The sequence below is a fragment of the Streptomyces sp. NPDC055962 genome, assembly GCF_042270185.1.
Classification (GTDB): Bacteria; Actinomycetota; Actinomycetes; order Streptomycetales; family Streptomycetaceae; genus Streptomyces.
Window position 1 is genome coordinate 302,259 of the sequence record NZ_JBHJYN010000001.1, and the last position, 25,136, is coordinate 327,394.

Below are 25,136 nucleotides of genomic sequence, written 5' to 3' on the forward strand. Positions count from 1 at the left end.
GCCGCGAGGGTGCCGCGAAGACGATCAGCCGAATCGCGCGCCACCCCGTCGATCAGGCGTCCACGATCTCCAGACTCACCAGCAGGCGCCAGACATCGGTGGACGGGTCGCGGTCGAGGACCGGGCAGTCGGCGGCGTGCCCCGAGTGCGGGATCAGCGGATCGGGGCGCTCGGGAGCGCCGGGCCACTGGTAGCGGTCCTTCCGAGTGGACTTGGCCTTACAGGTGCCGTGTTCGCACTGCTTGACCATGCTTCGTGCCCGGCTGACGGCGTCGGACTCCTTTTTGTCCAGCGCCGTACGCCGCCCTTCCTTGACGCTCTTGTTGTTCCTCTTGTCGAAATTCTTGAAGGCCGGGTCCGCCTGTCGTAGCGCTTCCACGACGTGTTCGCTACTCCCGCTGCGCTTCCCGCCGAAGGCCTGGAAGTGGAGCAGCAGCCACAGGTCGAACGAGGGGTGCGAGAAGCAGACCTCGGTACCCTTTTCGGCTGCCAGGTCCAGGGCTTCAGGGATGTCGTGGTGCTGGTCCCGATCGAACAGGGCCCAGGCTTCGTCCTCTTCCGCCTTGGCCTGGACAGCGGCAACGGCTCTGGACGGTGTGTACCCGTTCTTGGTGTACACCGGCTGGATCTTGAACCGCCGCCCGCCGGTGAGACTGCCGTCCCCAAACCGTTCGTTGAGATAGTTCAGGTAGTCCGGCTCGGTCGACTCGCCCTCGCAGCCGACATAGAGCACCCGTTGCGCTCTCGTGTCCGCAGGAGGCGGCGGCGCAGGCGCCGCGAGGGTCTTTTCCTCGCCCTTGCGGCTTTTGCGCTTCCGCCGGGGCTGCTCGTCCGCCCGCCCCTCGTCACCGTGCTGTCCGTGCTGCTGCCCGCCCCGCGTACTCACGCTGTCGCCTTCTCCTCCTGCCAGGACAGTTCGCGGGCGATCTCCCCCGCGCTGACTCGGGGCACACCGCCGTACCGGCCGCGCAGATAGCCGCGCTCCAGGTTCTCGCCGTCCTTCGGATGCGCGGCGGTCAGCGGATAGACCTCCGTCGCGCCCGATCGGTCCTTGGCCGCGATCCATACCTGGTCACGGCCGAGAGGCCGGTCCAGCACCTCGCTGCCCAGGAGGGTGGCGTCGTGCGTCGTGAAGATCAGCTGTGCGTTGCGCGGGTTGGCCTTCGGGTCCTGGAAGATCCGTACGACCTCTGCCGCCAGCGTCGGGTGCAAGCTGGAGTCCAGCTCGTCCACGAGCAGCACCGCCCCCTTGTCGAGCACCGTGAGCATGGGCCCGAGGAAGGCGAACCAGGCGTGCGTGCCGAAGGACTCCTCGGTGAGGAAGTCCAGCGAGGTCTCGGTGCCGTCCTCCGTGCGGTGCCTGAGCCTGACAGCGCCGGACTCCTGGTCGATGTCCATGCCGGTGACACCGAGGTCGGCGACAGCCAGCAGGTTCATGACGCGCTCGCGGTACCCCTCCTCCGCACTCCTCTCGATGAGCTCCTGCGTCCATCTGGTCCGGTGCTCGACGTCCGCGCCTGGTGTCACCAGCCACAGGTTGTCCAGGAACCACCGGTGCAGCGCGGAGAGCTGGGGGTCGTTCAGTGTGGCGGCGGTGGACAGGAAGAGGGCGTCGGGGCGGGTGAGCGCCACCAGGTCCTCGCGGCGGCCCTTGAAGCCGTCGCTCTCGAAGACGAACTCCCCGCCCTCGGGCTCCGGGCGCCCGGCCTCCCGGTCGAACCAGATCTCGCGCTTCCCCTGCGGGTAGGCGTGCAGCCATTCGGCCTCGACACGCTCGTCCGAGAGCTCGAACCCGTACGTGAACCGCGTGCGGCTGCGTCCCAGAGTGAGGTCCACCTCATAGAGGCTGGTCTCCTCAGCGTAAGCCGGGGCGAGCTTGAACGGCTTCCGGGGCACCCCGGGCGTCTTCGCCCAGTCGGCGAACGAGGTACGGACCGCGGCGCGCATGTCGCGCAGGGCACTGAGCATGTTGCTCTTGCCCGCGGCGTTGGCGCCGAAGACCCCCAGCACCGGCAGCGCCGAGACTTCTTGCTCCGCGTGGCGGAGTCCGGTCGGGCGGCCACCACTCACGCCGGGTTCCGAACCGATCAGAGACAGCTCGCACTCATCGCGGATCGAGCGGTGATTGGCCACCCGGAAACGCAGTAGCACCCTCGGCCTCCCGACAGGACGGGGAGGCTGACCCCGTCGTACGTACACCGCATGCGGACGATCCGCACGTGCAGCCTATGACGCCGGCACCGGCCGTGCCAGCCCCGGCCCGTCAGCCCGCCGCCGCCGTTTCGCGACGCACCGTCGTCGCGATGGTCGCCGAGCCGACGACGCGCGTCCCGTCGTACAGCACGACCGCCTGGCCGGGGGCCACGCCCCGGACCGGCTCGGCGAAGGTGACGGTCAGGGTGCCGTCCACCAGCTCCGCGGTCACCTCGGTCTCGCCGCCGTGGGCGCGGAGCTGGGCGGTGTACGTGCCGGGACCCGTGGGGGCGGTGCCGCACCAGCGGGGCCTGATGGCGGTCAGGGCGGTGACGTCGAGGGCCTCCGCCGGGCCGACCGTCACCGTGTTGTTCACCGGGGAGATGTCCAGGACGTAGCGGGGCTTGCCGTCGGGGGCGGGGTGGCCGATGCGCAGGCCCTTGCGCTGGCCGATGGTGAAGCCGAAGGCGCCCTCGTGGGTGCCCACCTTGGCGCCCTCCTCGTCGAGGATGTCGCCCTGGGCCGGACCGCCGAGGCGGCCGGCCAGGAAGCCCTGGGTGTCGCCGTCGGCGATGAAGCAGATGTCGTGACTGTCCGGCTTCTTGGCGACCGCCAGGCCCCGGCGCTCGGCCTCGGCCCGGATCTCGTCCTTGGTGGTGAGGGTGTCACCGAGCGGGAACATCGCGTGGGCGAGCTGCTTCTCGTCGAGGACACCGAGGACGTAGCTCTGGTCCTTGGCCATGTCCGAGGCGCGGTGCATCTCGCGGGTGCCGTCCTCCTTGAGCACGACCGTCGCGTAGTGGCCGGTGCACACGGCGTCGAAGCCGAGGGCCAGCGCCTTGTCGAGCAGCGCGGCGAACTTGATCTTCTCGTTGCAGCGCAGGCAGGGGTTGGGCGTGCGTCCGGCCTCGTACTCCGCGACGAAGTCGTCCACGACGTCCTCGCGGAAGCGCTCCGCCAGGTCCCAGACGTAGAACGGGATGCCGATGACGTCCGCCGCGCGGCGGGCGTCCCGGGAGTCCTCGATGGTGCAACAGCCGCGGGCGCCCGTGCGGAAGGACTGCGGGTTCGCGGAGAGGGCGAGGTGCACACCGGTCACGTCGTGGCCCGCCTCGGCGGCTCGGGCGGCCGCGACGGCGGAGTCGACGCCGCCCGACATGGCGGCGAGCACACGGAGGGGGCGCTGGGAGGTCTGAGTCATAGCTTCACCAGAGTACGGGGCCCCGGGAACCGAATGCTCGCGGATAAGCGTTGAGGAGCACATGGGGAACAACGGGAGTGCCGGCGGATCGGGTAAAGGCCCCGGTCACGGCATCAGCCGACGCTCACTGCTGATCGGCGGCGGCGTCGCGGCGGCGGGCACGGCCGTCCTGGCCGCGGACGAGATCCGGCGCGTGTGGTGGCGGGTGCCGGGCGTGGAGAAGCCCCGTGAGGCCGGCGCGCTGGACTACGCCCCGGCTCGCTGGGTGGCGGCCTCCGAGGCGAACTGGCGACGGGCCGACCGCCCCGACGACTACGGCGTGGACCGGGTGATCATCCATGTCACCCAGGGCAGCTACGCGAGCGCGGTCAAGGTTTTCCAGGACCCCGCGCACCGGGCGGCGACGCACTACATCGTCCGGCAGAACGGCCGGGTGACGCAGATGATCCGCGAGCTGGACGTGGCGTACCACGCGGGCAACCGCTCGTTCAACGAGCGCAGCATCGGCATCGAGCACGAGGGCTTCGTCGACCGCCCGCAGGACTTCACCGCGGCGATGTACGCGTCGTCGGCCCGGCTGACGGCGGCGATATGCAAGCGGTACGAGATCCCGATGGACCGGGAGCACATCATCGGGCACGTCGAGGTTCCCGGCACGGACCACACCGATCCCGGACCGCACTGGGACTGGCCGCGCTACATGAAGCTGGTGCGCGCGGCGTCCACCGGCGGGTCCCGGGCTAGCTGAGCCCCGCCGTCCTGGCCCGCTCGACCGCGGGGCCGATCGCCCGCGCGAGCTCCTCGACGTCCTGCGCCGTCGAGGTGTGGCCGAGCGAGAAGCGCAGCGTGCCGCGCGCGAGGGCGGGGTCGGTGCCCGTGGCCAGGAGCACATGGCTGGGCTGCGCGATCCCGGCGGTGCACGCGGACCCGGTGGAGCACTCGATGCCCTGGGCGTCGAGGAGCAGCAGCAGGGAGTCGCCCTCGCAGCCGGGGAAGGTGAAGTGGGCGTTGGCGGGCAGCCGCCCGCCGGGCGCGGGGTCGCCGCCGAGGAGGGCGTCGGGCACGGCCTCGAGGACGGCCGCGGCCAGCGCGTCCCGGAGGGCGCCGATCCTGCCGGCGTGGTCCTCGCGTCCGTCGGCGGCGTGCCGCCCGGCCACGGCGAACGCGGCCACGGCGGGTACGTCGAGCGTGCCGGAGCGCACATGGCGCTCCTGCCCGCCGCCGTGCAGGACCGGTACGGGGGTGTACTCACGCCCGAGCAGGAGCGCGCCGATACCGAAGGGGCCGCCGATCTTGTGCGCGCTGACCGTCATCGCGGCCAGCCCCGAGCGGGCGAAGTCGACCTCCAGCTGCCCGAACGCCTGCACCGCGTCGGCATGCATGGGGACGTCGAACTCGCTTGCCACCTCGGCCAGTTCACGTATCGGCATGATGGTGCCGATCTCGTTGTTGGCCCACATCACGGTGACCAGTGCGACGTCGTCGGGGTTGCGGGCGAGCGCCTCGCGCAGCGCGTCCGGGTGCACCCGCCCGAACGTGTCGACCGGGAGGTACTCGACGGTGGCGCCCTCGTGCTCGGCCAGCCAGTCCACGGCGTCGAGGACGGCGTGGTGCTCGACGGGGCTGGCGAGAACACGCGTGCGCCGGGCGTCGGCGTCGCGGCGGGCCCAGTAGAGCCCCTTCACGGCGAGGTTGTCCGCCTCGGTGCCACCGGAGGTCAGGACCACCTCGCTGGGGCGCGCGCCGAGCGCGTCGGCGAGGGTCTCTCTGGACTCCTCGACGGTACGGCGGGCCCGGCGCCCGGCAGCGTGCAGGGAGGACGCGTTACCGGTGACGGCGAGCTGCGCGGTCATCGCCGCGATCGCCTCCGGAAGCATCGGCGTGGTCGCGGCGTGGTCGAGGTAAGCCATGGTGGTGACGATTCTACGAGCCCGCGGAGCGGCTCGTGCCGGGAGCACCGGTCCCGGACCGGGCGGGAGCCCGCGGCCGGTGCCCGCCCCCGCGCGTCCCGGGCGGCGGGCGGCCCGGGACGGCATCGGAGGAGTCCGCACGGCGCCGTGCTCAGACGCGCCCCATGCCGCCGGAGCCGAGCCTGCCCGCGAGCGGAATTCCGCCGATCCGGCGCGGGTCGTCCGCGCCCAGCGGCTCGGCTCCGCTGCCCGTCGGATCCGACATGCCCGCACCTTCCCGGGGCCCGCCCTGCTCCTGCACTCCCCGCTCTCCGACCGCAAGGGCATCGCCCAGGGTCTCGGGCATGGCCGCGTGGGTCCGGCTACGGATGGACTCCGGGGAGCTCGCCCCGCTCCCGCTGCCGCTGATCGAGTCGCTCGTCCTGGACCCCGTCGTGGCGGTCGTCCGCCGCTCGCTGTCGGGCATCGGCGACGTGGACCTCGACGAAGCGGCACGCCTCCTGCCGGAACAGATCTGGCGGTCGGTCCGGGCGTAGACGACGCACCGCGGTCGCGGAGTCAGCCCGCGAGACTCCAGGAGACCGTGCCGTTGGCGGTGACCAGCACGGCGAGGACGGCCAGGTCCGCGATCCCGAGGGCCAGTCCGAGGAGGGCCCGGCCACGGCGGGCGGTCGAGCGGGCGAGGGCCAGCAGCGCCATGACGATGGCGACCGGCCCGAGCACGATGTTCATCACGAGCAGACCGAGCAGCCCGAGCACGAACGAGGCGACGGCGAGCCCGTCGGCGTCCCGGGAGGCGGGCCGGGAGGCGTCCCGGGAGGCGGGCCGGGGCACAGCCCCGGACCGGCCGCAGGTGGATGCGCTACCGGTGGACGCGCCATCGGCGGGGCCTGCGGAACGGCTGTCGCGCGGTGCGGTGCGTGCGGTGGTGAGTGCCATGGTGGGGACTCCTTCCTCAGCGGGTGCGGCGGGCGAGGCGCTCACGGGCGCCGAAGACCGCGAGCCAGAGACCGATCACGGCGGCGGCGACGAGGGCCACGGGGAGCGGGAGGTGTGCGACCGCCCCGAGGACGACCCCCAGCAGGAGCAGGGCGGCGACGAGCACGAACATGTCCGGCCTTTCCGCGAGCTTTGAGAGTACGACTGTTCACTGACTTCTGAGTCTAGACCTTGTACCCCTTCCAGGACTCGGAGAACGGTTGTTTACTGAATGGCATGAGTCACACCATCGGCATCCGCCAGGCCCAGAAGCTGAAGACGCGTCAGGCGCTGCTCGACGCCGCCCTGGAACTGCTGGAGCACCAGAGCCTCAGCAGCCTGGGCCTGCGCGAGGTCACCCGGGCCGTGGGCGTGACCCCGACCGCCTTCTACCGCCACTTCGACGGCACGGCGTCGCTGGGCGTCGCCCTCGTCGAGGAGACGCTCGGGAGCCTGCACGGCATGATCGGCGCGATACTCGCCGACACAGGGGACACCGAGGAGAGGCTCGACCGCAGCGTGGGGCTGATAGCCCGTCATGTCGCCGCCCAGCCCGCCCACTTCCGCTTCATCGCCCGTGAGCAGCACGGCGGCGTGGTCCAGGTGCGCGAAGCGATCGACGCCCAGCTGCGCGGCTTCGCCGAGGAGGTCGCCCACGTCCTCGGCGCCGAACCCGAGTCGGCGGGCTGGGACCGGGCGGACCTGCTGATGCTGGGCGGTCTGTACGTCGACCACATGGTGCTCACCGCCTCCGCCCTCCTGGACGCCGGCCCCCGGGGCGAGCACGAGGTCGTCCGGGTCGCCCGGCGCCGGCTGCGCCTCGTGACGCTGGGCCGGGCCCACTGGCTGGACGAGCCGTAAGGTCGGCTCCATGAGCGACTGGACCCCGGACCGGACCTTCACCAGCTCCTCGGGAGAGGTGTGCTGGGCCGCACTCGGCCACGAGGACGCCCCGCCCGTCGTCCTCGTGCACGGCACACCCTTCTCCTCGTACGTCTGGCGCGGGATCGCCCGGGGCCTGGCGCAGGACCACCGGGTGTACGTGTGGGACCTTCCGGGCTACGGCTCCTCCGCACAGTTCGCCGGCCAGGACGTGTCGCTGCGGGCCCAGGCCCGGGTGCTCACCGAGCTCCTCGCGCACTGGGAGCTGGAGGAACCGGCCGTGGCCGCCCATGACTTCGGGGGCTGCGTCGCCCTGCGCGCCCGCCTCCTGCACGGCGCCCGCTACCGGCGCCTGGCCCTCGTCGACCCGGTGGCGCTGTCCCCGTGGGGTTCGCCGGCCTACCGGCTGCTCGGCGGCCGCGCCGAGGTCTTCGAGGAACTGCCGCCGGAGCTGCACCGCGCGCTGGTGACCGAGTACGTCGGATCGGCCAGCCACCGGGGACTGCATCCGGCGGTGCTGGACCGGCTGGTCGCCCCCTGGTGCACCGAGGCCGGGCAGCCCGCGTTCTACCGGCAGATCACCCAGAACGACCAGAGGTTCACCGACGAGATCCAGCACCGCTACGGGGAGCTGGACCTGCCCGTGCTGATCTGCTGGGGGACGGACGACACGTGGATCCCGGTGGCTCGCGGCCATGAGCTGGCCGGGCTGATCCCCGGTTCCGAGCTGCGGCTGATCGACGGCGCCGGGCACCTGGTCCAGGAGGACGCGCCCGCCGAGCTCACCGCGGCGCTCACCCGTTTCCTGCGTACAGCTCCGTGACCGCGGCCGCGGCCTCGGCGACCACACGGCGCGCCCGGGGCGGCGACAGCACTTCGAGGTTCGGGCCGAAGGAGAGCAGGGAGCGCGCCCACTCCACCTCGGGCACGTCGAGTTCGGCCAGCACCCACTCCCCCTCCGGCTCCCCCTCGGGCTCCGGACGACCGGTCAGCACCGCCGCGTGGAGGCGCACGAAGAGGTCCAGCCGGGATCGGTGGACGCGCACCCGGAGCCGTACGCCGCCCGGCCGTTCCTCGACCTGGCGGCGCAGCTCCTCCCAGACGTCGGCGGGCTCCACGCCGTCCCTGCGCACCACGGGTTCCCCGGTGAGGACCGCCCGTTCCACCCGGTCCGCGCGGAAGAGCCGGGGCGCGCCGTCCAGGTCCGCGGTCAGGTACCAGACACCCGCCTTCACGACGAGGCCGTACGGGTCGACGGTGTACACGCGCGGGGTGTCCGTGCCGCTGTGGCGGTAGTGGAGCAACAGCCTCCGGTCGGCGAAGACCGCGTCGCGCAGTTCTCCCACCTCGACGGTGACGGGGGGCCCGCTCATCCACCGGACGGGGTCCACCAGGATGCGGCGGCTGGTCTGTTCGGCGGCGGGCCGGTGCGGAGCCGGGAGGGCCGCCATCACCTTGCGCAGCGCCGACCCCAGCGCGGCGTCCAGCCCGAGCGCCGAGTGGGCCCCCTGCGTGGCGACGACGAAGAGGGCGCGCGCCTCGTCGGCGGTCAGCCCGGTGACGTCCGTACGGAATCCGGGCAGCAGGGCGATCCCGCCGTTGCGCCCCCGCTCCGCGTAGACGGGCACCCCGGAGGCGGAGAGCGCCTCGACGTCCCGGTAGATGGTGCGTACGGAGACTTCGAGGCGCTCGGCCAGTTCACCGGCGGGCACCAGGCCGCGGGTCTGGAGCAGCAGCAGGACGGAGAGCAGCCGGTCGGACTTCACCTCGCCATCATGGCGCGGGATCAGCCCCGGGGTGCGCGGGCCAGCTGGCGGGACTGGGCGACGAGCCGGTCGGCGCTGTCCCAGACGTCCGCGTCCTCCTCCAGGAACCCGCCCGCGAGGTTGCGGGTGGTGATGGAGACCCGCAGCGGACCGGGGGCGGGGCGGCAGCGGATGTGGGTGGTGAGCTCGATGGTGGGGGTCCAGCCCTTCAGCCCCAGCTCGAAGGAGGTCGGCGGCAGCGCGTCGACCGTGAGGAGCAGCGAGAGCGGGTCCGCGTCACGGCCGTCCGCGAGCCCGAACCAGCCCCGCATCTCGCCCTTGCCCGAGGGTGCGCCGACGGCCCAGCCGACCGTCGCCGGGTCGAGCTTGATGTCGAGCCGTTCGGTGATGGCGGAGCTGCCGGGGATCGGCGCCGTGCCGTCGCTCGTCCCGAGGCACTGGTCCAGGGGCGGGATGGCCGGCGGCAGGGCGGTCGTACGGACCTCGTCGGTCAGGCCGTCCAGCTCCCCGTAGGTGGCCAGCACCCGGATGCGCTCGACCTCCGAGCCGTCCTCCGCGAACTGGAAGAGCGAGGCCTCGCCGGTGGACAGGGTCCGGCCGGTGCGGACGACCTGGGTGCGGATCACGGCGGGGCCGGGCACGGAGGCCGTGAGGTAGTGGGCCGAGACCGAGAAGGGGTCGGAGTGCGGGAGCGCCTCGCCGAGTGCGCGGCCGAGCATGGCGAGCAGGTAGCCGCCGTTGACCGCGTGGATGATCGTCCAGCCCGCGGAGAGCTCCGCGTCGTAGACGCCTTCCTCCCTGAGCGTGACCGCGGTGTCACGGTCGAACTCGCTGTCACCGATGGTCGCCTGTACTGCGCGCGACTCCTGCGCTGCTGCCTGTGCCATGGCATGCACCGTACACCGATCGTATTACTGAGCGGTAGCTTTTTGTTGCGTTCAGATGACGGCCGGGCTCTCCTCCGCCGTGGCCGAGCGCCGGTTGTAGGCCCGCGGCGCCCGCCAGTGGAAGCGCATGGACAGCAGCCTCAGGACGAACGCGGTGATCACGGCGGTGCCGCTCGTGTAGGCGTTGAGGACCTCGAAACGGATGCAGAGGACCACCATGACGGAGCCCACGATCGCGGGCACGGCGTACAGGTCGCGGTCCCAGCGCAGCAGCGAGGGCACCTCGTTGGCCAGGACGTCGCGCAGCACGCCGCCGCCGACCGCGGTCGCCAGCCCGAGGGCGGCGGAGGAGGTGAGGCCGAGCCCGTAGTCGTACGCCTTGACCGTGCCGGACACGCAGAAGAGCCCCAGCCCCGCCGCGTCGAAGACGTTGACGCCGACCTGGATCCGCTCCACGTGCGGGTGGAGGAAGAAGACCAGGCCGGCGGCGAGCAACGGGGTGAGGAAGTACCCGAGATCGGTGAACGCAGCGGGCGGGATCGCGCCGATCATCACGTCACGGAAGATCCCCCCGCCCAGCGCCGTCACCTCGGCGAGGACCGCGATGCCGAAGACATCGAAGTTCTTGCGTACGGCGAGCAGGGCGCCCGAGATCGCGAAGACGAAGATTCCGACGATGTCGAGCGCATGCTGGACGGAGGGGGTGAAGAGTTCGTTGAGCACCGGGCAATTGTGCCGGTACTACTCCTTCGGCTCGGCCTCCGCACCCTTGGACGGTGCGGCGGGAGCCTCACCGGCCTCGTCGGACGCGGCAGACTCGTCCCGCGCGGCAGGCACGTCCGACGCGGCAGACCCAGCGGCGGCCTCGGTCGTGTCCGAGGCGGCGGCCCCGGCCTCGTCCGACGCCACGGGCTCGGCGGGCTCCTCCGGGGCGGCTGCCCCGGCGTCCTCCGCCTTCGCCACCGCGACCGGCTCGGCGGCCGCCGACTTCACCGTGATGACGTCCGCGACGAGCGGCGCGTCCCCCGGTTTCTGGTCCTCGCCGTTCTCCGGGTGGTGGCACGCCACCTGGTGCCCGGTCTTCAGCTGCAGCAGCGGCGGTTCGGTCGTCGCACAGACCTGCGTCGCCTTCCAGCACCGGGTGTGGAAGCGGCAGCCGCTGGGCGGTGAGATCGGCGACGGCACGTCGCCCTTGAGCAGGATGCGCTCACTCTTCGCACCGCGCCGGCGCGGGTCGGGCACCGGCACCGCGGACATCAGGGCCTTCGTGTACGGGTGCATCGGCGCCTCGTACAGCGACGAGCGGTCGGCCAGCTCGACGATCTTGCCGAGGTACATGACCGCGATCCGGTCCGAGACATGGCGGATGACCGACAGGTCGTGCGCGATGATCATGTAGGTGAGGCCGAGCTCCTCCTGGAGGTCGTCCAGCAGGTTCACCACCTGTGCCTGGATCGAGACGTCCAGCGCCGAGACCGGCTCGTCCGCGACGACCAGCTTCGGCTTCAGTGCGAGGGCCCGGGCGATGCCGATGCGCTGGCGCTGGCCGCCGGAGAACTCGTGCGGATAGCGGTTGTAGTGCTCGGGGTTGAGCCCCACCAGCTCCAGCAGCCGCTGGACCTCCGCCTTCACGCCGTCCTCGGGCTTGACGCCCTGGAGCCGGAAGGGGGTGCCGACGATCCCGCCGACCGTGTGGCGCGGGTTCAGCGAGCCGTACGGGTCCTGGAAGATCATCTGGATGTCGCGGCGCATCGGCCGCAGGCGTCCCGCGGACAGGTGCGTGATGTCGCGCCCCTGGAACTCGACCTTGCCGCCGGTCGGCTCCAGCAGGCGGGTCACCAGCCGTCCCATGGTCGACTTGCCGCAGCCCGACTCGCCGACGACGCCCAGGGTCTCCCCGGGGCGCACGTCGAAGGTGAGCCCGTCCACGGCCTGGACCGCGCCGACCTTGCGCCTGAGCACGCCCTTGGTGATCGGGAAGTGCTTGACGAGGCCCTCGACCTTGAGGAGCGGCTCCGACCCGGATCCGTCCGACCCGGCCGCGGGAGACGCGGGAGCCTTCTTGTTCAGATCAGTCACAGCTTCGGCGCAATCTCTTCGGTCCAGATCCGGTCGCGCTGCTCACGCGACATGTGGCACGCGGAGTAGTGTCCGTCGCTGACCTGCTGCAGCTCCGGACGCTCGGTGCGGGTGATGTTGTCCGGCGGGACGTCGGCGTACGGGCAGCGCGGGTGGAAGGCGCAGCCCGACGGGACGTTGATGAGGCTGGGCGGCGATCCCTTGACGGGGATGAGCCGCTCGGTCTGCTCCCGGTCGATGCGCGGCATCGAGCCGAGCAGCCCCCAGGTGTAGGGGTGCTGGGGCTCGTAGAAGACCTTCTCGGCGCTGCCGCGCTCGATGCAGCGTCCCGCGTACATCACGAGCAGGTGGTCCGCGATCTCGGCGACGACGCCGAGGTCGTGGGTGATCATGACGACCGCGGAGCCGAACTCCTTCTGGAGGTCGCGGATGAGGTCGAGGATCTGCGCCTGGACGGTGACGTCGAGGGCGGTCGTCGGCTCGTCCGCGATGAGCAGCTGCGGGTTGTTGACCAGGGCCATCGCGATCATGGCGCGCTGGCGCATGCCGCCGGAGAACTGGTGCGGGTAGTCCTCGTAACGGCGGTGCGGCTCGGGGATCCCGACGCGGTCGAGCATCTCGATCGCGCGCTTCTTCGCGGTCTTCTTGTCGACCTTGTGGTGGACCCGGTGCGCTTCGACGATCTGCGCGCCGATGCTGTAGTACGGGTGCATGGCCGACAGCGGGTCCTGGAAGATCATGGCCATCTTCTGGCCCCGCAGCTGGCGTACGCGCTCGGGACCCGCGCCGATGAGCTCCTCGCCGTCCAGCCAGATCTCCCCGCCGATCCGTGCGCGCTCCGAGGTGTGCAGGCCCATGATCCCCAGCGAGGTCACGGACTTGCCGGAGCCGGACTCGCCGACGATGCCGAGGGTCTGGCCGGCCTTCAGGTCGAAGCTCACACCGTCGACGGACTTGACCAGGCCGTCGTCGGTGTCGAAGTGGACGCTGAGGTCGCGCACGGAGAGGAACGCTCCGTCGTCGCCGGACCGCGGGGCCGGGACGGTGGTGTCCGCCGCCGGGGCGTCCTTCTTGGTTGCGTCGCTCATGAGAGCCTCACCCGGGGGTCGATCGCGGCGTACACGAGGTCCACCAGCAGGTTGCAGATGACGATGAAGAAGGCGGCGACGAGCGTCACGCCCATCACCTTGGGCAGGTCGGCCTTGGTCACACCTTCGATGGCCATGGCGCCCATGCCCTGGAAGGAGAAGACCCGTTCGGTGATGACGGCGCCGCCGAGCAGCAGCGCGAAGTCCATGCCGAAGATCGTGATGAGGGGGGTGAGCGCCGCGCGGAGGCCGTGCTTGACGACCACCTTGCGCTCCTTGAGCCCCTTGGCCCGGGCGGTTCTGATGTAGTCCTCGCTCATCGTCTCCAGCATCCCCGCGCGGGTGAGCCGGGCGTAGAGCGCCGAGTACAGGAGGGCGAGGGTGCACCAGGGGAGCACCAGGGCCGCGGCCCACTCGGCCGGATTCTGGGTGAAGGGGACGTAGTCACCGTTGCCGAACAGAGCCAGCACGGCGAGACCGGTGAAGAACATCGGCAGCGAGACACCCGCGAGGGCCACGCCCATGGAGAGGCGGTCGAAGACCGATCCCCGCTTCAGGGCGGACACCACACCGGTCGCCACACCGGAGACCACCCAGAGGACGGCCGCACCGACGGCCAGCGACAGCGTGACCGGGATGCGGTCGATGATCTGCGGCCAGATCTCGGTGTGGGTCTTGAAGGAGTAGCCGAAGCACGGCGCGTGACAGGTGACCGGCTCGGGCCCGAACTGGTACTCGGCGCCGACGACGATGCCCTTGACGAAGTGCCAGTACTGCAGATAGAGGGGCTGGTCGAGCCCCAGGTTCTTCTTGACCGCGGCGATGACGTCGGGGTCGGGACTCTTGCCGACGTACTGGGCGGCCATCGAGTCGACGGTCTGGCCGCCGAGCCGGGGAACGAGGAAGAAGATCGCGAACGTGACTGCGCTGACCACCAGCAGCAGCAACACCGCGGCGAATACGCGTCGGATGATGTACGCAGCCACAGCCGTGCGGCGCCGGGCGGGCGGACGGGGTAACGCCCGCCGGCCCGGCGCCTTCACCTGCCTTTCAAGGGATGCTGTCGATGAACAGGTGTTACTTGGTGGACGTCATCAGCACGTAGTCGTACATGCCGAGGTACGCGTCCGTGACCGTGACGTTCGCCGCGGAGTCCGGGCGGTAGAGCAGGTTCTTGCGGTAGACCAGCGGAACGAGGGAGGCGTTCTCCATGACCTTCTGGTCGACCTCGCCCCAGGCGGCGTTACGGGCCGTGGTGTCCACCGTGCCGATGCCCTTGACCAGGGCCTCGTTGACACCCTTGTCGTCGAGCTCCATCAGGTTCGTGCCACCGGACGGCTTGATGGCCGTGCCGTTCACGATCTGGTCCAGGAAGCCGAAGCCGGTCGGCCAGTCGGCGCCCCACTGCATCATCATCATGCCGGCGTTGTTCTTGTGGACCCACTCGGGGACGCCCGCGAAGTCGGTGAAGTACTTGTCCGACGGGAACTGCTTGATCTCGGCGGTGATGCCGATCGCCTTCAGGCTGCCCTGGAGCTGCGTGGCGGCGGTGATCTCGTCAGGACGGTCGGAGCGCGCCGTCAGCGTGGTCTTGAAGCCCTTGGGCTGACCGCACTTGGTCAGGTGCTCCTTCGCCTTGGCGGCGTCGCCCTTGCTGCCCTCGGTCGGGTACAGGTCGAACTTCTTGTAACCGGCGACGGTGGGCGGGATGACCGTGCTGGCCGGGTCGCCCTTGACCGAGCCACCGATCGAGTCGATCAGGCTCTGCTTGTCGACCGCGTACTGGACGGCCTTGCGGCACTCGATGTTGTCGAACGGCTTCACGTTGACGTTCAGCGCCATGTACTGGAGGGCGCCGGCGTACGGGTTGTCCGTCTTCGCCTTCTCGGCGGCCTTGACCAGGACCTTGGGCTGCGTCTTGGACTGCAGACCGGTGCCCGCGACGTCAGCGGTGCTCACGTCGTTGAGCAGGTGGTCGTCGACCGTGGTGGGGTTGACGTTGAGCTTCAGCTCGATCTTGTCCGGCAGGGCCTTGCGGATCGGGTCCGTCTTCGGGTCCCACTCCGGGTTGCGGACGAGCGTCGCGCCCTTGCTCTCGTCGTACGCCGAGACCTTGTACGGGCCCGAGGAGACCATCTTCTGGACGTAGCTGGCGCCCGTGTCGGCCTTCTGCTGGATCGGCGCGGTCTGCGAGAACGCGGCCAGGTAGTCCATGTCCGCGAACGGCTTGTTCAGCTTGAAGACGATCGTGTAGTCGTCCGGGGTCTCGATGGACTTGAGGCCCTCGGGGGACTTGTCCTTGTACGGACCCTTGTACTTGTCGCCGCCCTCGAGGTACGCCTTGAAGTACGTCGGGCCGTTGGACAGGGCCTCCGGCGCGAAGTTGGAGCGCTCGACGGCGTACTTGACGTCCTTCGAGGTGATCTCGGTGCCGTCCTCGAACTTCACGCCCTTGCGGATCGTGTACGTCCAGGTCTTGGCGTCCGCGCTGGCCTTGCCGAGGCCCGTGGCGAGGTCGGGGACGACCTCCAGGCTCTCCTTGCCGGCGGCCGGCTTGAAGGTCACCAGGGAACGGGCGTACAGGCGGGAGAAGTTCTGCACCCAGCCGTAGTACGTGTTGCCCGGGTCCAGGGAGTCCGGGCCACTGGAGTGCTCGTACGTGACCGTCCCCCCCTTCTTGTCGGTGCCGTTGACGATGCTCGTCAGCGCGGCGTCCGCCTTGGCGTTGCCCCCACCGCCGTTGCTGTCACCGCCCGAGTCGCTGCCGCTGCAGGCCGATGCGCCGAGCGATACCGCCACGGCCACGGCTATGGCCGCTGCTGTCTTTCTGTTCTGCATGCTGAGGAAAGCCCCCTCGCTAGTCCGGTGCGGCACAGCCGCGATTACTTGCCACGAGGGTCGAGTGCGTCACGCAGCCCGTCCCCCAGCAGATTGAAGGCCAGCACGGTGATGAAGATCGCCATGCCGGGGATGACCATGAACATCGGGTCCACCTCGTAGAGGTCGACCGCCTGCGTCAGCATGCCGCCCCAGGACGCCTGCGGCGGTGCGATACCGACGCCGAGGAAGGACAGGGACGCCTCGAAGAGGATGTTCGTGGGGATCAGCAGCGTCGCGTAGACGAGGATCGGCGCGATCAGGTTCGGCAGCAGCTCGCGGAAGAGGATGAACGGACCGCGTGCGCCGAGCGACCTGGCGGCCTCGACGAACTCCCGCTCGCGCAGCGACAGGGTCTGCGCGCGGACGATACGGCCGATGTAGGGCCAGCTGAAGAAGCCGATCACGAAGATCAGGACCGCGATCCGCAGCGTGAGGCCTTCCAGCCCGAAGGCGTTGCCCTGGAGGGAGGCGGAGATGGAGATCGCGAAGAGGAGGAGCGGGAAGGCCAGGAAGGTGTCCATCAGGCGGCTGATGAAGCTGTCCACCCAGCCGCCGTAGAACCCGGCCACGACGCCCATGACGACGCCGATGACGACCGAGAGCAGCGTGGAGCCGACGGCCACCACGAGGGAGACCCAGGATCCTTCGAGGATGCGGGCCAGGATGTCGCGCCCGGTCTGCGGCTCGACGCCGAGCGGGTGGTCCCAACTGATGCCGCCCAGGGAGCCCTTGGGCGCCAGCAGGACGGGGTCGACCAGGCTCTGGTTGAACGCGTCGGGATCGAGCCCGAAGAGCGACTGGAGCGGCTTGGACAGCACCGCGACGAGGATCAGCAGCACGACAACGATGCCACCGGCCATCGCGGCCTTGTCCCGCTTGAAGCGCGTCCAGGCGATGCGGCCGAGCGAACGGCCCTCGATCTCCTTGCGCCCGGCGCCTTCCAGCACCGTTTCGGGCCGTACATCCGCCCCGGTGGTCTCGATCGGTGCCGTCATTGCGCTGGAGACCCCTCTCGGCCGACGGTGGCCGGCCTGTGACCGCCGCTGTAGCGGCTCGTATCAACATGTGGTGCGTGTGGTGGTGCGCGGGCCGAACGAACCCTGTTTGAAAGAGGGGTACGCGGGGCATGGAGCACCTGCTGTAGGGAGTCTTCAACCACTTTGCGATCACCCGCCAGACCTGACGGGGAATGTTTGCTCAAACGTGATGCTGCCAAGGGGCTTCCGTTATCCGGACAGCCGTGCTCACTGAGCGGACCTCTCGGTCGCTAATCCGCCATAGCGGACATGAGGCCCAACAGCGTTGAACACCGGGCCAATTGCCTTGAGGTCTCCTCGACGCCGGCTGACGTCGGCTCAGTACGCCCGGGGAGCCTGTCCGGTGGCCGGCGGGTAGCCGTAGCCGGGAGCGGCGGGGGCCGGGGCGTGCGCCTCGCGGTCGTAGAACGGCCGTGCGTTGGCGTTCAGCCACATCGCGACCGGGTCGTACTCGTCGGACAACGACACCGTGGAGACGGGCAGGCCGTCGGGGACCACACCGATCGACTGCTGCATCATCGCGCGTACGGCGTCGACGGACGGCCGGCCGGTGTCGTAGAGATCGAGCCCGATCGCGAGGTACGGGACCCCGAGTGCGGGCTGCACCCAGGCGCGCCGCAGCGCGCGGACGGCGGGGGTGCGGTGGGCGTTCTGCGACAGCAGGGCGTAGAACTGCGGGATCTCGACGGCGGGTTCGGTGAGCCTCAGCGGCCCCGCCGGCATCCGGTCGAGGCCGGTGGCGATGCGGCGCAGGTCCAGCCAGGGAATGCCCACTCCGCCGCCGGGGGCGTGCGGGTTGAGCCAGATGCCCCAGCGGTCCGGGAAGAGGGAACGGGCGATGTCCCGGCCCGTGGTGACCTCGTGGGCCCTGTTCCAGCCGCTCGCCGAGAGCTCCTGGGCGGAGGTCACGCACGGGGCGTAACCCAGGCCGTCGACCTCCATGTTGCCGTACTGGGCGTCGGGGGAACCCGCCGTGCCGTGCCAGAGCAGCATCCAGACCTGGCCGTCCGCCAGTGACCGCAGCAGCGACTCGTAGGTGTCGAGGCGCCCGGGGGCCACTTGGCGCAGCATGTGCTCGACCTGCCCGGCCGCCGCGGTGCCTGACGCACTCACCCTGGGTCCCGCCCCTCTTCGATCCGCTGTTCCCGCATGCCTCGCGGTGCTCTGGCGCCGCGCCCGGGCACACGGGGCGGCCTCGTCATCCAACCAGCTTATGCGCCGCCCCCGACACCGGCTTGACGCCACGGGCCGCGGGGGGCTCGCCGCTCAGCGCCCGTCGCGCAGGTAGAAGGGGCGCACCTTCTCCAGCATCCAGTCGCCGACGGGATCCTGCGCCACGTCGAGCAGGAGGAGATTGACCGGCCAGGGGACCTGGACCCGCCCCAGCGCACGCCCCAGGGCGTCCAGCGGGACGCTCTGCGTCGTGGCGTCCAGGACGGTGAGCTCGACGCCGACGAAGAGGACGGGGCTGTCGCCCTCGATGCTGGCCAGCACCCTGCGCGCGGTGCCCACCACGCCTGCGGCCTGGAACTCGGCGGAGACCGCGGACAGGAAGTCGACGGGGTCCTCCTTCCAGTCCGGCTCGTACAGCCGCACCCGGCCACCGCTCGCGGGGCCGTCCAGCGCGGTGCGCCCGGCCCGGCAGAGCTCGGCGACGGCGGGCGGCGGCAGGGGCGTCCCGACCACGCCGCCCGGGTTGACCGCGATGCCGAGCTGCGGCGGGAGCCCGCGGGCGAACTCGCGCGCGGGTGCGACGGTGAAGGAGAGATGGGATCCGACGCACTGGAGGAACTGTGCTTCGGAGCTGAAGACGGGGACGTACGCACCGCCCTCGATGTCGATCGTCGGCAGGTCCAGGGCAGCACTGTCGGGCCCGCCGCCGTTCGGCAGCGGCACCCAGATCTGACTGCGGCCGAGCACCTCGACCAGCCGTCCCCCCGCGCCGGGGACGCCGAGCGAGGCGCTGAGCACTTCTTCGAGCTCGTTGGCCGGCCATCCCTGCGACGGATGCGGAGCCTGGGCCTGAGCCGGAATGTCCACGGTGTCTGTGTCCCTTTCTCGCCGTGCGGTGCGGCTGAAACCTTAGACCGGCTCGCGCCGTGACGGCAGCGCCGCAGGCGGGGGCGGCGTCCGGGGCCGCCGTGCCGTCCAGATTCCGGACGCCGGTCCGGACGGGTGCGAACTGTGCGTATGCGAACGGTGACGCCCCGGGCCACGGTTCCGGGCTTCCCCGGAACCGTGCGCTCCGCCTTCCCGGTCCGCACCGGGTCGCGCAGCCCCTCTACTCCTGCGGGAGCCGGGCCGCCGGGAAGGAGATCCGGCCGATCGCCGCGGCGGCCTCGCGGTCGAGCAGGACCGCCGAGGCGCACCCCGGCGGAAGGATCCCGCTCTCGGTGTCGCGCAGCAGCCGTCCGACCGCGCGCCGGTGCCGGGCGAAGGCGTATCCGGAGACTCCCCGCCCCCGCTCCCGCTGCCCCTGCCTGGCGACCCGGGGGGTGACGTCGAGCAGCACGAGGTGCAGGGTGCTGCCCCGGCGCCGGGCCTCGCGCGCCAGCCAGCGCCGCACCCAGGCCTGCGTGCCGCAGTCGTGCACGACGACCGGGCCGCCCGAGCGCAGGGCCCGCCACAGCCCGGCGTAGTGCGCGACGCGCACCAGGGGGCGGTAGAGGGCGTACGGGAGTGACCCGGGCAGGGCGGCCGCCCAGCGGTCCCTGGTGTCCTGGGAGTCGATCGCGTACTCCTGGACCGCGCGCCGGATCAGCGTCGACTTGCCGCTGCCGGGCAGCCCGGAGACCACCACCACGTCACCGGCCGCGAACTCCAGCCGGTGCGGGCCCCGGCCGCCCCTGCCCCGCAGGTCACTGACCACCGGCACGCCCCCGCCCACCGGCCCGCGGGCGGGCGTGCCCGGCTGCCGCGGCATCGCACCAGGTGCCGCCCCCGCCGTCGTCGCGTAGCGCTGCAACGTCATCGCCTTCCCCCTGCCGAGTCACCCACCGACCTGCCCAAGAAGTGTAAAGAAAAGGTAATGCGGCACAACCGCTTCCGGTCCCACGTGTCGGTACCGGCACCCGTACGGACCGGGACGCCCCACTCTCCCCCAAGGCGTGCGATGATGACCCCGCCAACTGCATACCGGCCGTTTGAATCCGCGCGGGAGAGTCCCGGTCACCGTGTGCGCCGGGCGCCGAAGGAGCAAGTTCCTCCCTTGAATCTCTCAGGCCCCGTACCGCGTGGATGAGGCAGATCTGAAAAGCGGGCCGCTGTGCGGCCCCACCCAAGGTGCAAGCCGAGCCTGACAGGGCTGACCCCGTCAGGACCCTTTCAGAGGCTCTCGGCGAACCTCTCAGGTTCCGATGACAGATGGGGAGGGAACCACCCCCTGTCGTCATGCCCTGGAGCCATGTCCATGAGCACTGCCCCGAGCGCCGCCCCCCGTCTGACCGCCCTCGATGCCCTGCATCGCTCCCTGGGCGCGACCATGACCGACTTCGCCGGCTGGGACATGCCGCTGCGCTACGCCAGCGAGCGCGACGAGCACAACGCCGTGCGCACCCGGGCCGGACTCTTCGACCTGTCGCACATGGGCGAGATCACGGTCACCGGACCGCAGGCCGCGGCCTTCCTCGGCTTCGCACTGGTGGGGAACATCGCCACCGTCGGCGTGGGCCGGGCCCGCTACACGATGATCGTCGCGGAGGACGGCGGGATCCTGGACGACCTGATCGTCTACCGCCTGGGCGACACGGAGTACATGGTCGTCGCCAACGCGGGCAACGCGCAGCTGGTCCTGGACACCCTCACCGAGCGTGCCGGCGGCTTCGACGCCGAGGTGCGGGACGACCGCGACGCGTACGCGCTGATCGCCGTCCAGGGCCCCGACTCCCCCGCCGTACTGAAGTCGGTCACCGACGCCGACCTGGACGGGCTGAAGTACTACGCCGGCCTCCCCGGCACGGTCGCCGGCGTCCCCGCGCTCATCGCCCGTACCGGCTACACCGGCGAGGACGGCTTCGAGCTGTTCGTGGCCCCCGCCCACGCCGAGCAGCTGTGGAAGGCCCTGACCGAGGCCGGCGCGCCCTACGGGCTGATCCCCTGCGGGCTCTCCTGCCGCGACACGCTCCGTCTCGAGGCGGGCATGCCGCTGTACGGGCACGAACTGACCACCGCGCTGACGCCCTTCGACGCGGGCCTGGGCCGGGTCGTGAAGTTCGAGAAGGAGGGCGACTTCGTCGGCCGCGAGGCGCTGATCGCCGCGGCCGCGCGCGCGGAGACCGCGCCGCCCCGCAAGCTCGTCGGCCTCGTCGCCGAGGGGCGCCGGGTCCCTCGCGCCGGCTTCCCGGTGGTCGTCGGCGGGGAGGTCGTGGGCGAGGTCACCTCCGGTGCCCCGTCGCCCACCCTGGGCAAGCCGATCGCCATGGCCTACGTGGACGCCGCGTACGCCGGGCCCGGCACCGAGGGTGTCGGGGTCGACATCCGGGGCACGCACGAGCCGTACGAGGTCGTGGCGCTGCCCTTCTACAAGCGCCGCAAGTGACACGGCGCCCGCGCACGTGACGCAGTCGTGTCTCACACCGTAAGACCACCGTTCATCAGCACTCCCCCGCGTACAGGAGAATTCAGGTCATGAGCAACCCCCAGCAGCTGCGGTACAGCAAGGAGCACGAGTGGCTGTCGGCCCTCGAGGACGGCGTGGCCACGGTCGGCATCACCGAGTTCGCGGCCAACGCGCTCGGTGACGTCGTCTACGCCCAGCTCCCGGAGGTCGGTGACACGGTGACCGCGGGCGAGACCTGCGGTGAGCTGGAGTCGACCAAGTCGGTCAGCGACCTGTACTCGCCGGTGACCGGCGAGGTGACCGCGGCCAACCAGGACGTCGTGGACGACCCGTCGCTGGTGAACTCCGCCCCCTTCGAGGGCGGCTGGCTGTTCAAGGTGCGCGTCGCGGAGGAGCCGAAGGGCCTTCTCTCCGCCGACGAGTACACCGCGTTCTCCGGCAACTGAGACCTTAGGGACCCACTGATGTCGCTTCTCAACTCCTCCCTCCACGAGCTGGACCCGGACGTCGCCGCCGCCGTCGACGCCGAGCTCCACCGCCAGCAGTCCACCCTCGAGATGATCGCCTCGGAGAACTTCGCTCCGGTCGCGGTCATGGAGGCGCAGGGCTCCGTCCTCACCAACAAGTACGCCGAGGGCTACCCCGGCCGCCGCTACTACGGCGGCTGCGAGCACGTCGACGTGGTCGAGCAGATCGCGATCGACCGCATCAAGGCGCTCTTCGGCGCCGAGGCCGCGAACGTCCAGCCGCACTCGGGTGCGCAGGCCAACGCCGCCGCGATGTTCGCGCTGCTGAAGCCGGGCGACACGATCATGGGCCTGAACCTGGCCCACGGCGGTCACCTGACCCACGGCATGAAGATCAACTTCTCCGGCAAGCTCTACGACGTGGTCCCGTACCACGTCGACGACACCGGCGTCGTGGACATGGCCGAGGTCGAGCGCCTCGCCAAGGAGTCGAAGCCGAAGCTCATCGTGGCCGGCTGGTCCGCCTACCCGCGCCAGCTGGACTTCGCCGCCTTCCGCCGCATCGCGGACGAGGTCGGCGCGTACCTGATGGTCGACATGGCGCACTTCGCGGGCCTGGTCGCCGCGGGCCTGCACCCCAACCCGGTGCCGCACGCCCACGTCGTCACGACCACCACGCACAAGACCCTCGGCGGCCCGCGCGGCGGCGTCATCCTGTCGACGCAGGAGCTCGCCAAGAAGATCAACTCCGCGGTCTTCCCCGGTCAGCAGGGCGGCCCGCTGGAGCACGTGATCGCGGCCAAGGCCGTCTCCTTCAAGGTCGCGGCGACCGACGAGTTCAAGGAGCGCCAGCAGCGCACCCTGGACGGCGCCCGCATCCTCGCCGAGCGCCTGGTGCAGCCGGACGTCACCGAGGTGGGTGTCTCCGTCCTCTCCGGCGGCACGGACGTCCACCTGGTCCTGGTCGACCTGCGCAACTCGGAGCTGGACGGCCAGCAGGCCGAGGACCGCCTCCACGAGCTGGGCATCACGGTCAACCGGAACGCGATCCCGAACGACCCGCGGCCCCCGATGGTCACCTCGGGTCTGCGCATCGGCACGCCCGCCCTGGCCACCCGCGGCTTCCAGGCCGAGGACTTCACCGAGGTCGCCGAGATCATCGCGGCCGCCCTGAAGCCCGTCTACGACGCCGAGGCGCTCAAGGCCCGCGTGATCGCGCTGGCCGAGAAGTTCCCGCTGTACCCCGGCGTCAAGTAGTCACCCAGGATTTGCACGCCGGGTGGGGGCACCGCGCACACTGGACACCGTGTGCGCGGTGCCCCCACCCCTTTGCCCCGCGTACCCGGGCCCACCGGCCCGTCCCCGCACCACCCGGCGGACAACGACGTCCACCAACGCCTTAGGAGTACTCCCGTGGCCCTCTCGGTCTTCGACCTCTTCTCGGTCGGTATCGGCCCGTCCAGTTCCCACACGGTCGGCCCGATGCGCGCGGCCCGCATGTTCGCCCGCCGCCTCAAGAACGAGGGCCTGCTGGTCCACACCGCGTCGGTGCGGGCGGAGCTCTTCGGCTCGCTCGGCGCGACCGGCCACGGCCACGGGACGCCCAAGGCCGTGCTGCTCGGCCTGGAGGGCGAATCGCCCCGCACGGTCGACATCGAGGGCGCCGACGCCCGCGTCGAGGAGATCCGCACCTCGGGCCGCATCAATCTGCTCGGGGTGCACGAGATCCCCTTCGACGCCGACGAGCAGCTGGTCCTGCACCGGCGCAAGGCCCTGCCGTACCACGCCAACGGCATGACGGTCACCGCCCACGACCGCGAGGGCGCCCCGCTCCTGGAGAAGACGTACTACTCGGTGGGCGGCGGCTTCGTCGTCGACGAGGACGCCGTGGCCGGCGAGAACCCGATCATCCCCGACGACACCGTCCTCAAGCACCCCTTCCGCACCGGTGACGAGCTGCTGCGCCTCGCCGGTGAGACCGGCCTGTCGATCTCCTCCCTCATGCTGGAGAACGAGAAGGCCTGGCGCACGGAGGACGAGATCCGCGGCGGTCTCCTGGAGATATGGCGCGTCATGGAGGCCTGCATCGCGCGCGGCATGTCCACCGAGGGCATCCTCCCCGGCGGCCTGAAGGTCCGCCGCCGCGCCGCGAACTCGGCGCGGCAGCTGCGCGCCGAGGGCGACCCCCAGGCGCACGCGATGGAGTGGATCACCCTCTACGCGATGGCCGTCAACGAGGAGAACGCGGCCGGGGGCCGCGTCGTCACCGCTCCGACCAACGGCGCGGCGGGCATCATCCCCGCCGTCCTGCACTACTACCTGACCTTCGCGGCGGGCGGCTGCACCCAGGCCGAGAAGGAGGACGGCGTCGTACGCTTCCTGCTGGCCGCCGGGGCCATCGGCATGCTCTTCAAGGAGAACGCCTCCATCTCCGGCGCCGAGGTCGGCTGCCAGGGCGAGGTGGGCTCCGCCTGCTCCATGGCCGCGGGAGCCCTCGCCGAGGTCCTGGGCGGCTCCGCCGAGCAGGTGGAGAACGCCGCGGAGATCGGCATGGAGCACAACCTGGGCCTCACCTGCGACCCGGTCGGCGGCCTCGTCCAGATCCCCTGCATCGAGCGCAACGGCATGGCGGCGGTCAAGGCCGTCACGGCGGCGAAGATGGCGCTGCGCGGCGACGGCAGCCACAAGGTCTCCCTGGACAAGGTCATCAAGACCATGAAGGACACCGGCGCGGACATGAGCGTCAAGTACAAGGAGACGGCGCGGGGCGGGCTCGCGGTGAACATCATCGAGTGCTAGGCGAGCGTGCCCTGACCAGCGCGTTCGTGTCTTCAGCGCTGTCAGGGCATTCCTGCCCGCTCGGCGGAAGGTCCCTGGGGAACGCCCTCGGACAGACGTGGGAGCCAGTCCCTGGGATCTCTCCCCGTGCGCCGATCGCCGCCGGCGTCGGTGCCGTGACGGACGTGCCGGTCGTTGCGGCAGCCCGGCTCGAAGGACACGTTGCTGACCGGGACACTCCCCGGTCAGGGGAGCCAGGCAGCTCTGCCCGATGAAGATCCCGGCGTAGGCGTCGTCGGTCCCACCGAACGCGAAGGACTGCTCGAAGCCGTGATCGGCCCGGGCGGATCTCTCCTTGATCAACGCAGGTGTCAGTGGCGCGCGGCCGCTCGTGACCACACCTCGGTGACGACGGCCTTGAGCTGGGCGGAG

At 70.9% G+C, this 25,136-nt stretch carries 25 protein-coding genes and 1 riboswitch; of the genes, 8 read left to right on the forward strand and 17 right to left on the reverse strand.

The genetic code is table 11. The annotated features are described in order from the left end of the window. Positions 1 to 52: 52 nt before the first annotated feature. The 3 genes from ACFC51_RS01325 to mnmA form a co-directional block, all read right to left on the reverse strand. The gene (locus ACFC51_RS01325) at positions 53 to 886 is read right to left on the reverse strand and encodes an RloB family protein (RefSeq protein ID WP_376526399.1); all 834 of its coding nucleotides are present in this window, start codon (positions 884 to 886) and stop codon (positions 53 to 55) included. Beyond that, positions 883 to 2,070 carry an ATP/GTP-binding protein gene (locus tag ACFC51_RS01330; protein ID WP_376526400.1) on the reverse strand — a complete coding sequence of 396 codons (1,188 nt, stop codon included), beginning with the start codon at positions 2,068 to 2,070 and terminating at the stop codon, positions 883 to 885. The genes ACFC51_RS01325 and ACFC51_RS01330 overlap by 4 nt, the downstream gene beginning before the upstream one ends. 193 nt (positions 2,071 to 2,263) lie before the next feature. Then, the gene (gene mnmA / locus ACFC51_RS01335; RefSeq protein WP_376526402.1) at positions 2,264 to 3,394 is read right to left on the reverse strand and encodes a tRNA 2-thiouridine(34) synthase MnmA; all 1,131 of its coding nucleotides are present in this window, start codon (positions 3,392 to 3,394) and stop codon (positions 2,264 to 2,266) included. A gap of 61 nt (positions 3,395 to 3,455) precedes the next feature. Between mnmA and ACFC51_RS01340 the strand changes: the two genes are divergently transcribed. Further along, on the forward strand, positions 3,456 to 4,142 hold the full coding sequence (locus ACFC51_RS01340; RefSeq protein ID WP_376369160.1) for an N-acetylmuramoyl-L-alanine amidase: 687 nt from the start codon (positions 3,456 to 3,458) through the stop codon (positions 4,140 to 4,142). On the opposite strand, the gene ACFC51_RS01345 is transcribed toward ACFC51_RS01340, so the two are convergent. Beyond that, on the reverse strand, positions 4,135 to 5,304 hold the full coding sequence (locus ACFC51_RS01345; RefSeq protein ID WP_376369159.1) for a cysteine desulfurase family protein: 1,170 nt from the start codon (positions 5,302 to 5,304) through the stop codon (positions 4,135 to 4,137). The two genes, ACFC51_RS01340 and ACFC51_RS01345, sit on opposite strands and share 8 nt — an antisense overlap. A 344-nt stretch (positions 5,305 to 5,648) precedes the next feature. Here ACFC51_RS01345 and ACFC51_RS01350 point away from each other — a divergent pair, with 344 nt between their 5' ends. Beyond that, positions 5,649 to 5,840: a hypothetical protein gene (locus tag ACFC51_RS01350; RefSeq protein ID WP_376526404.1), complete on the forward strand. Its 192-nt coding sequence runs from the start codon at positions 5,649 to 5,651 to the stop codon at positions 5,838 to 5,840. A gap of 22 nt (positions 5,841 to 5,862) precedes the next feature. Here ACFC51_RS01350 and ACFC51_RS01355 read toward each other — a convergent pair whose 3' ends face one another. Together ACFC51_RS01355 and ACFC51_RS01360 are read right to left on the reverse strand one after the other, a co-directional pair. After that, entirely contained in the window at positions 5,863 to 6,243 is a 381-nt protein-coding gene (locus ACFC51_RS01355; RefSeq protein WP_376369157.1) for a DUF4190 domain-containing protein, read from the reverse strand. A 16-nt stretch (positions 6,244 to 6,259) separates the two neighbouring features. After that, on the reverse strand, positions 6,260 to 6,415 hold the full coding sequence (locus ACFC51_RS01360; RefSeq protein WP_376369156.1) for a hypothetical protein: 156 nt from the start codon (positions 6,413 to 6,415) through the stop codon (positions 6,260 to 6,262). 104 nt (positions 6,416 to 6,519) lie between these two features. Here ACFC51_RS01360 and ACFC51_RS01365 point away from each other — a divergent pair, with 104 nt between their 5' ends. Together ACFC51_RS01365 and ACFC51_RS01370 are read left to right on the forward strand one after the other, a co-directional pair. Next, the gene (locus ACFC51_RS01365) at positions 6,520 to 7,143 is read left to right on the forward strand and encodes a TetR family transcriptional regulator (protein WP_376369155.1); all 624 of its coding nucleotides are present in this window, start codon (positions 6,520 to 6,522) and stop codon (positions 7,141 to 7,143) included. Between the two features lie 10 nt (positions 7,144 to 7,153). After that, entirely contained in the window at positions 7,154 to 7,987 is an 834-nt protein-coding gene (locus tag ACFC51_RS01370) for an alpha/beta fold hydrolase (protein ID WP_376526406.1), read from the forward strand. On the opposite strand, the gene ACFC51_RS01375 is transcribed toward ACFC51_RS01370, so the two are convergent. From ACFC51_RS01375 to ACFC51_RS01425, 11 genes are all read right to left on the reverse strand, one after another. Next, positions 7,959 to 8,930 (reverse strand): helix-turn-helix transcriptional regulator, encoded by a 972-nt coding sequence (locus ACFC51_RS01375; RefSeq protein ID WP_376369153.1) that lies wholly within the window; start codon positions 8,928 to 8,930, stop codon positions 7,959 to 7,961. The two genes, ACFC51_RS01370 and ACFC51_RS01375, sit on opposite strands and share 29 nt — an antisense overlap. Before the next feature lie 20 nt (positions 8,931 to 8,950). Continuing rightward, positions 8,951 to 9,817: a thioesterase family protein gene (locus ACFC51_RS01380; protein WP_376526409.1), complete on the reverse strand. Its 867-nt coding sequence runs from the start codon at positions 9,815 to 9,817 to the stop codon at positions 8,951 to 8,953. Between the two features lie 51 nt (positions 9,818 to 9,868). After that, positions 9,869 to 10,540: a trimeric intracellular cation channel family protein gene (locus ACFC51_RS01385; protein WP_376369151.1), complete on the reverse strand. Its 672-nt coding sequence runs from the start codon at positions 10,538 to 10,540 to the stop codon at positions 9,869 to 9,871. Positions 10,541 to 10,558: 18 nt separating this feature from the next. Continuing rightward, complete coding sequence (locus tag ACFC51_RS01390; protein ID WP_376526411.1) at positions 10,559 to 11,896, reverse strand: ABC transporter ATP-binding protein; 1,338 nt, start codon at positions 11,894 to 11,896, stop codon at positions 10,559 to 10,561. Further along, on the reverse strand, positions 11,893 to 12,984 hold the full coding sequence (locus ACFC51_RS01395) for an ABC transporter ATP-binding protein (RefSeq protein ID WP_376369149.1): 1,092 nt from the start codon (positions 12,982 to 12,984) through the stop codon (positions 11,893 to 11,895). The genes ACFC51_RS01390 and ACFC51_RS01395 overlap by 4 nt, the downstream gene beginning before the upstream one ends. Next, positions 12,981 to 13,970: an ABC transporter permease gene (locus ACFC51_RS01400; RefSeq protein WP_376369148.1), complete on the reverse strand. Its 990-nt coding sequence runs from the start codon at positions 13,968 to 13,970 to the stop codon at positions 12,981 to 12,983. The genes ACFC51_RS01395 and ACFC51_RS01400 overlap by 4 nt, the downstream gene beginning before the upstream one ends. Before the next feature lie 91 nt (positions 13,971 to 14,061). Beyond that, a complete protein-coding gene (locus tag ACFC51_RS01405; protein WP_376369147.1) occupies positions 14,062 to 15,822 on the reverse strand; it encodes an ABC transporter substrate-binding protein in 1,761 nt (586 codons plus the stop codon). 44 nt (positions 15,823 to 15,866) lie between these two features. Continuing rightward, on the reverse strand, positions 15,867 to 16,859 hold the full coding sequence (locus ACFC51_RS01410; protein ID WP_376369146.1) for an ABC transporter permease: 993 nt from the start codon (positions 16,857 to 16,859) through the stop codon (positions 15,867 to 15,869). Between the two features lie 360 nt (positions 16,860 to 17,219). Beyond that, positions 17,220 to 18,014 carry an enhanced serine sensitivity protein SseB C-terminal domain-containing protein gene (locus ACFC51_RS01415; protein WP_376369145.1) on the reverse strand — a complete coding sequence of 265 codons (795 nt, stop codon included), beginning with the start codon at positions 18,012 to 18,014 and terminating at the stop codon, positions 17,220 to 17,222. A 153-nt stretch (positions 18,015 to 18,167) separates the two neighbouring features. Then, entirely contained in the window at positions 18,168 to 18,941 is a 774-nt protein-coding gene (locus ACFC51_RS01420) for an enhanced serine sensitivity protein SseB (RefSeq protein WP_376369144.1), read from the reverse strand. A gap of 241 nt (positions 18,942 to 19,182) precedes the next feature. Beyond that, entirely contained in the window at positions 19,183 to 19,872 is a 690-nt protein-coding gene (locus ACFC51_RS01425; RefSeq protein WP_376526414.1) for an AAA family ATPase, read from the reverse strand. A 173-nt stretch (positions 19,873 to 20,045) separates the two neighbouring features. Then, a riboswitch (glycine riboswitch) is annotated at positions 20,046 to 20,143 on the forward strand. A gap of 167 nt (positions 20,144 to 20,310) precedes the next feature. On the opposite strand from ACFC51_RS01425, the gene gcvT reads away from it, so the two are divergent. The 4 genes from gcvT to ACFC51_RS01445 all read left to right on the forward strand — a co-directional run bounded on the left by gcvT (position 20,311) and on the right by ACFC51_RS01445 (position 24,725). Next, a complete protein-coding gene (gcvT, locus tag ACFC51_RS01430) occupies positions 20,311 to 21,438 on the forward strand; it encodes a glycine cleavage system aminomethyltransferase GcvT (RefSeq protein ID WP_376526416.1) in 1,128 nt (375 codons plus the stop codon). 89 nt (positions 21,439 to 21,527) lie between these two features. Then, positions 21,528 to 21,905 carry a glycine cleavage system protein GcvH gene (gene gcvH / locus ACFC51_RS01435; RefSeq protein WP_376526419.1) on the forward strand — a complete coding sequence of 126 codons (378 nt, stop codon included), beginning with the start codon at positions 21,528 to 21,530 and terminating at the stop codon, positions 21,903 to 21,905. A gap of 18 nt (positions 21,906 to 21,923) precedes the next feature. Then, complete coding sequence (gene glyA, locus ACFC51_RS01440; RefSeq protein ID WP_376369141.1) at positions 21,924 to 23,183, forward strand: serine hydroxymethyltransferase; 1,260 nt, start codon at positions 21,924 to 21,926, stop codon at positions 23,181 to 23,183. Between the two features lie 156 nt (positions 23,184 to 23,339). After that, positions 23,340 to 24,725, forward strand: coding sequence for an L-serine ammonia-lyase (locus tag ACFC51_RS01445; RefSeq protein ID WP_376369140.1), 1,386 nt, complete (start codon positions 23,340 to 23,342; stop codon positions 24,723 to 24,725). Positions 24,726 to 25,136: the final 411 nt, after the last annotated feature.

Bases quoted from the DNA above. Each gene is read 5' to 3' on its own strand.
- glyA (WP_376369141.1), top strand. From the start codon at position 21,924: ATGTCGCTTCTCAACTCCTCCCTCCACGAGCTGGACCCGGACGTCGCC.
- ACFC51_RS01365 (WP_376369155.1), top strand. From the start codon at position 6,520: ATGAGTCACACCATCGGCATCCGCCAGGCCCAGAAGCTGAAGACGCGT.
- ACFC51_RS01380 (WP_376526409.1), bottom strand. From the start codon at position 9,817: ATGGCACAGGCAGCAGCGCAGGAGTCGCGCGCAGTACAGGCGACCATC.
- ACFC51_RS01370 (WP_376526406.1), top strand. From the start codon at position 7,154: ATGAGCGACTGGACCCCGGACCGGACCTTCACCAGCTCCTCGGGAGAG.
- ACFC51_RS01355 (WP_376369157.1), bottom strand. From the start codon at position 6,243: ATGGCACTCACCACCGCACGCACCGCACCGCGCGACAGCCGTTCCGCA.
- ACFC51_RS01350 (WP_376526404.1), top strand. From the start codon at position 5,649: ATGGCCGCGTGGGTCCGGCTACGGATGGACTCCGGGGAGCTCGCCCCG.
- ACFC51_RS01410 (WP_376369146.1), bottom strand. From the start codon at position 16,859: ATGACGGCACCGATCGAGACCACCGGGGCGGATGTACGGCCCGAAACG.
- gcvT (WP_376526416.1), top strand. From the start codon at position 20,311: ATGAGCACTGCCCCGAGCGCCGCCCCCCGTCTGACCGCCCTCGATGCC.
- ACFC51_RS01425 (WP_376526414.1), bottom strand. From the start codon at position 19,872: ATGACGTTGCAGCGCTACGCGACGACGGCGGGGGCGGCACCTGGTGCG.
- ACFC51_RS01340 (WP_376369160.1), top strand. From the start codon at position 3,456: ATGGGGAACAACGGGAGTGCCGGCGGATCGGGTAAAGGCCCCGGTCAC.
- ACFC51_RS01360 (WP_376369156.1), bottom strand. From the start codon at position 6,415: ATGTTCGTGCTCGTCGCCGCCCTGCTCCTGCTGGGGGTCGTCCTCGGG.
- ACFC51_RS01405 (WP_376369147.1), bottom strand. From the start codon at position 15,822: ATGCAGAACAGAAAGACAGCAGCGGCCATAGCCGTGGCCGTGGCGGTA.
- ACFC51_RS01395 (WP_376369149.1), bottom strand. From the start codon at position 12,984: ATGAGCGACGCAACCAAGAAGGACGCCCCGGCGGCGGACACCACCGTC.
- mnmA (WP_376526402.1), bottom strand. From the start codon at position 3,394: ATGACTCAGACCTCCCAGCGCCCCCTCCGTGTGCTCGCCGCCATGTCG.
- ACFC51_RS01345 (WP_376369159.1), bottom strand. From the start codon at position 5,304: ATGGCTTACCTCGACCACGCCGCGACCACGCCGATGCTTCCGGAGGCG.
- gcvH (WP_376526419.1), top strand. From the start codon at position 21,528: ATGAGCAACCCCCAGCAGCTGCGGTACAGCAAGGAGCACGAGTGGCTG.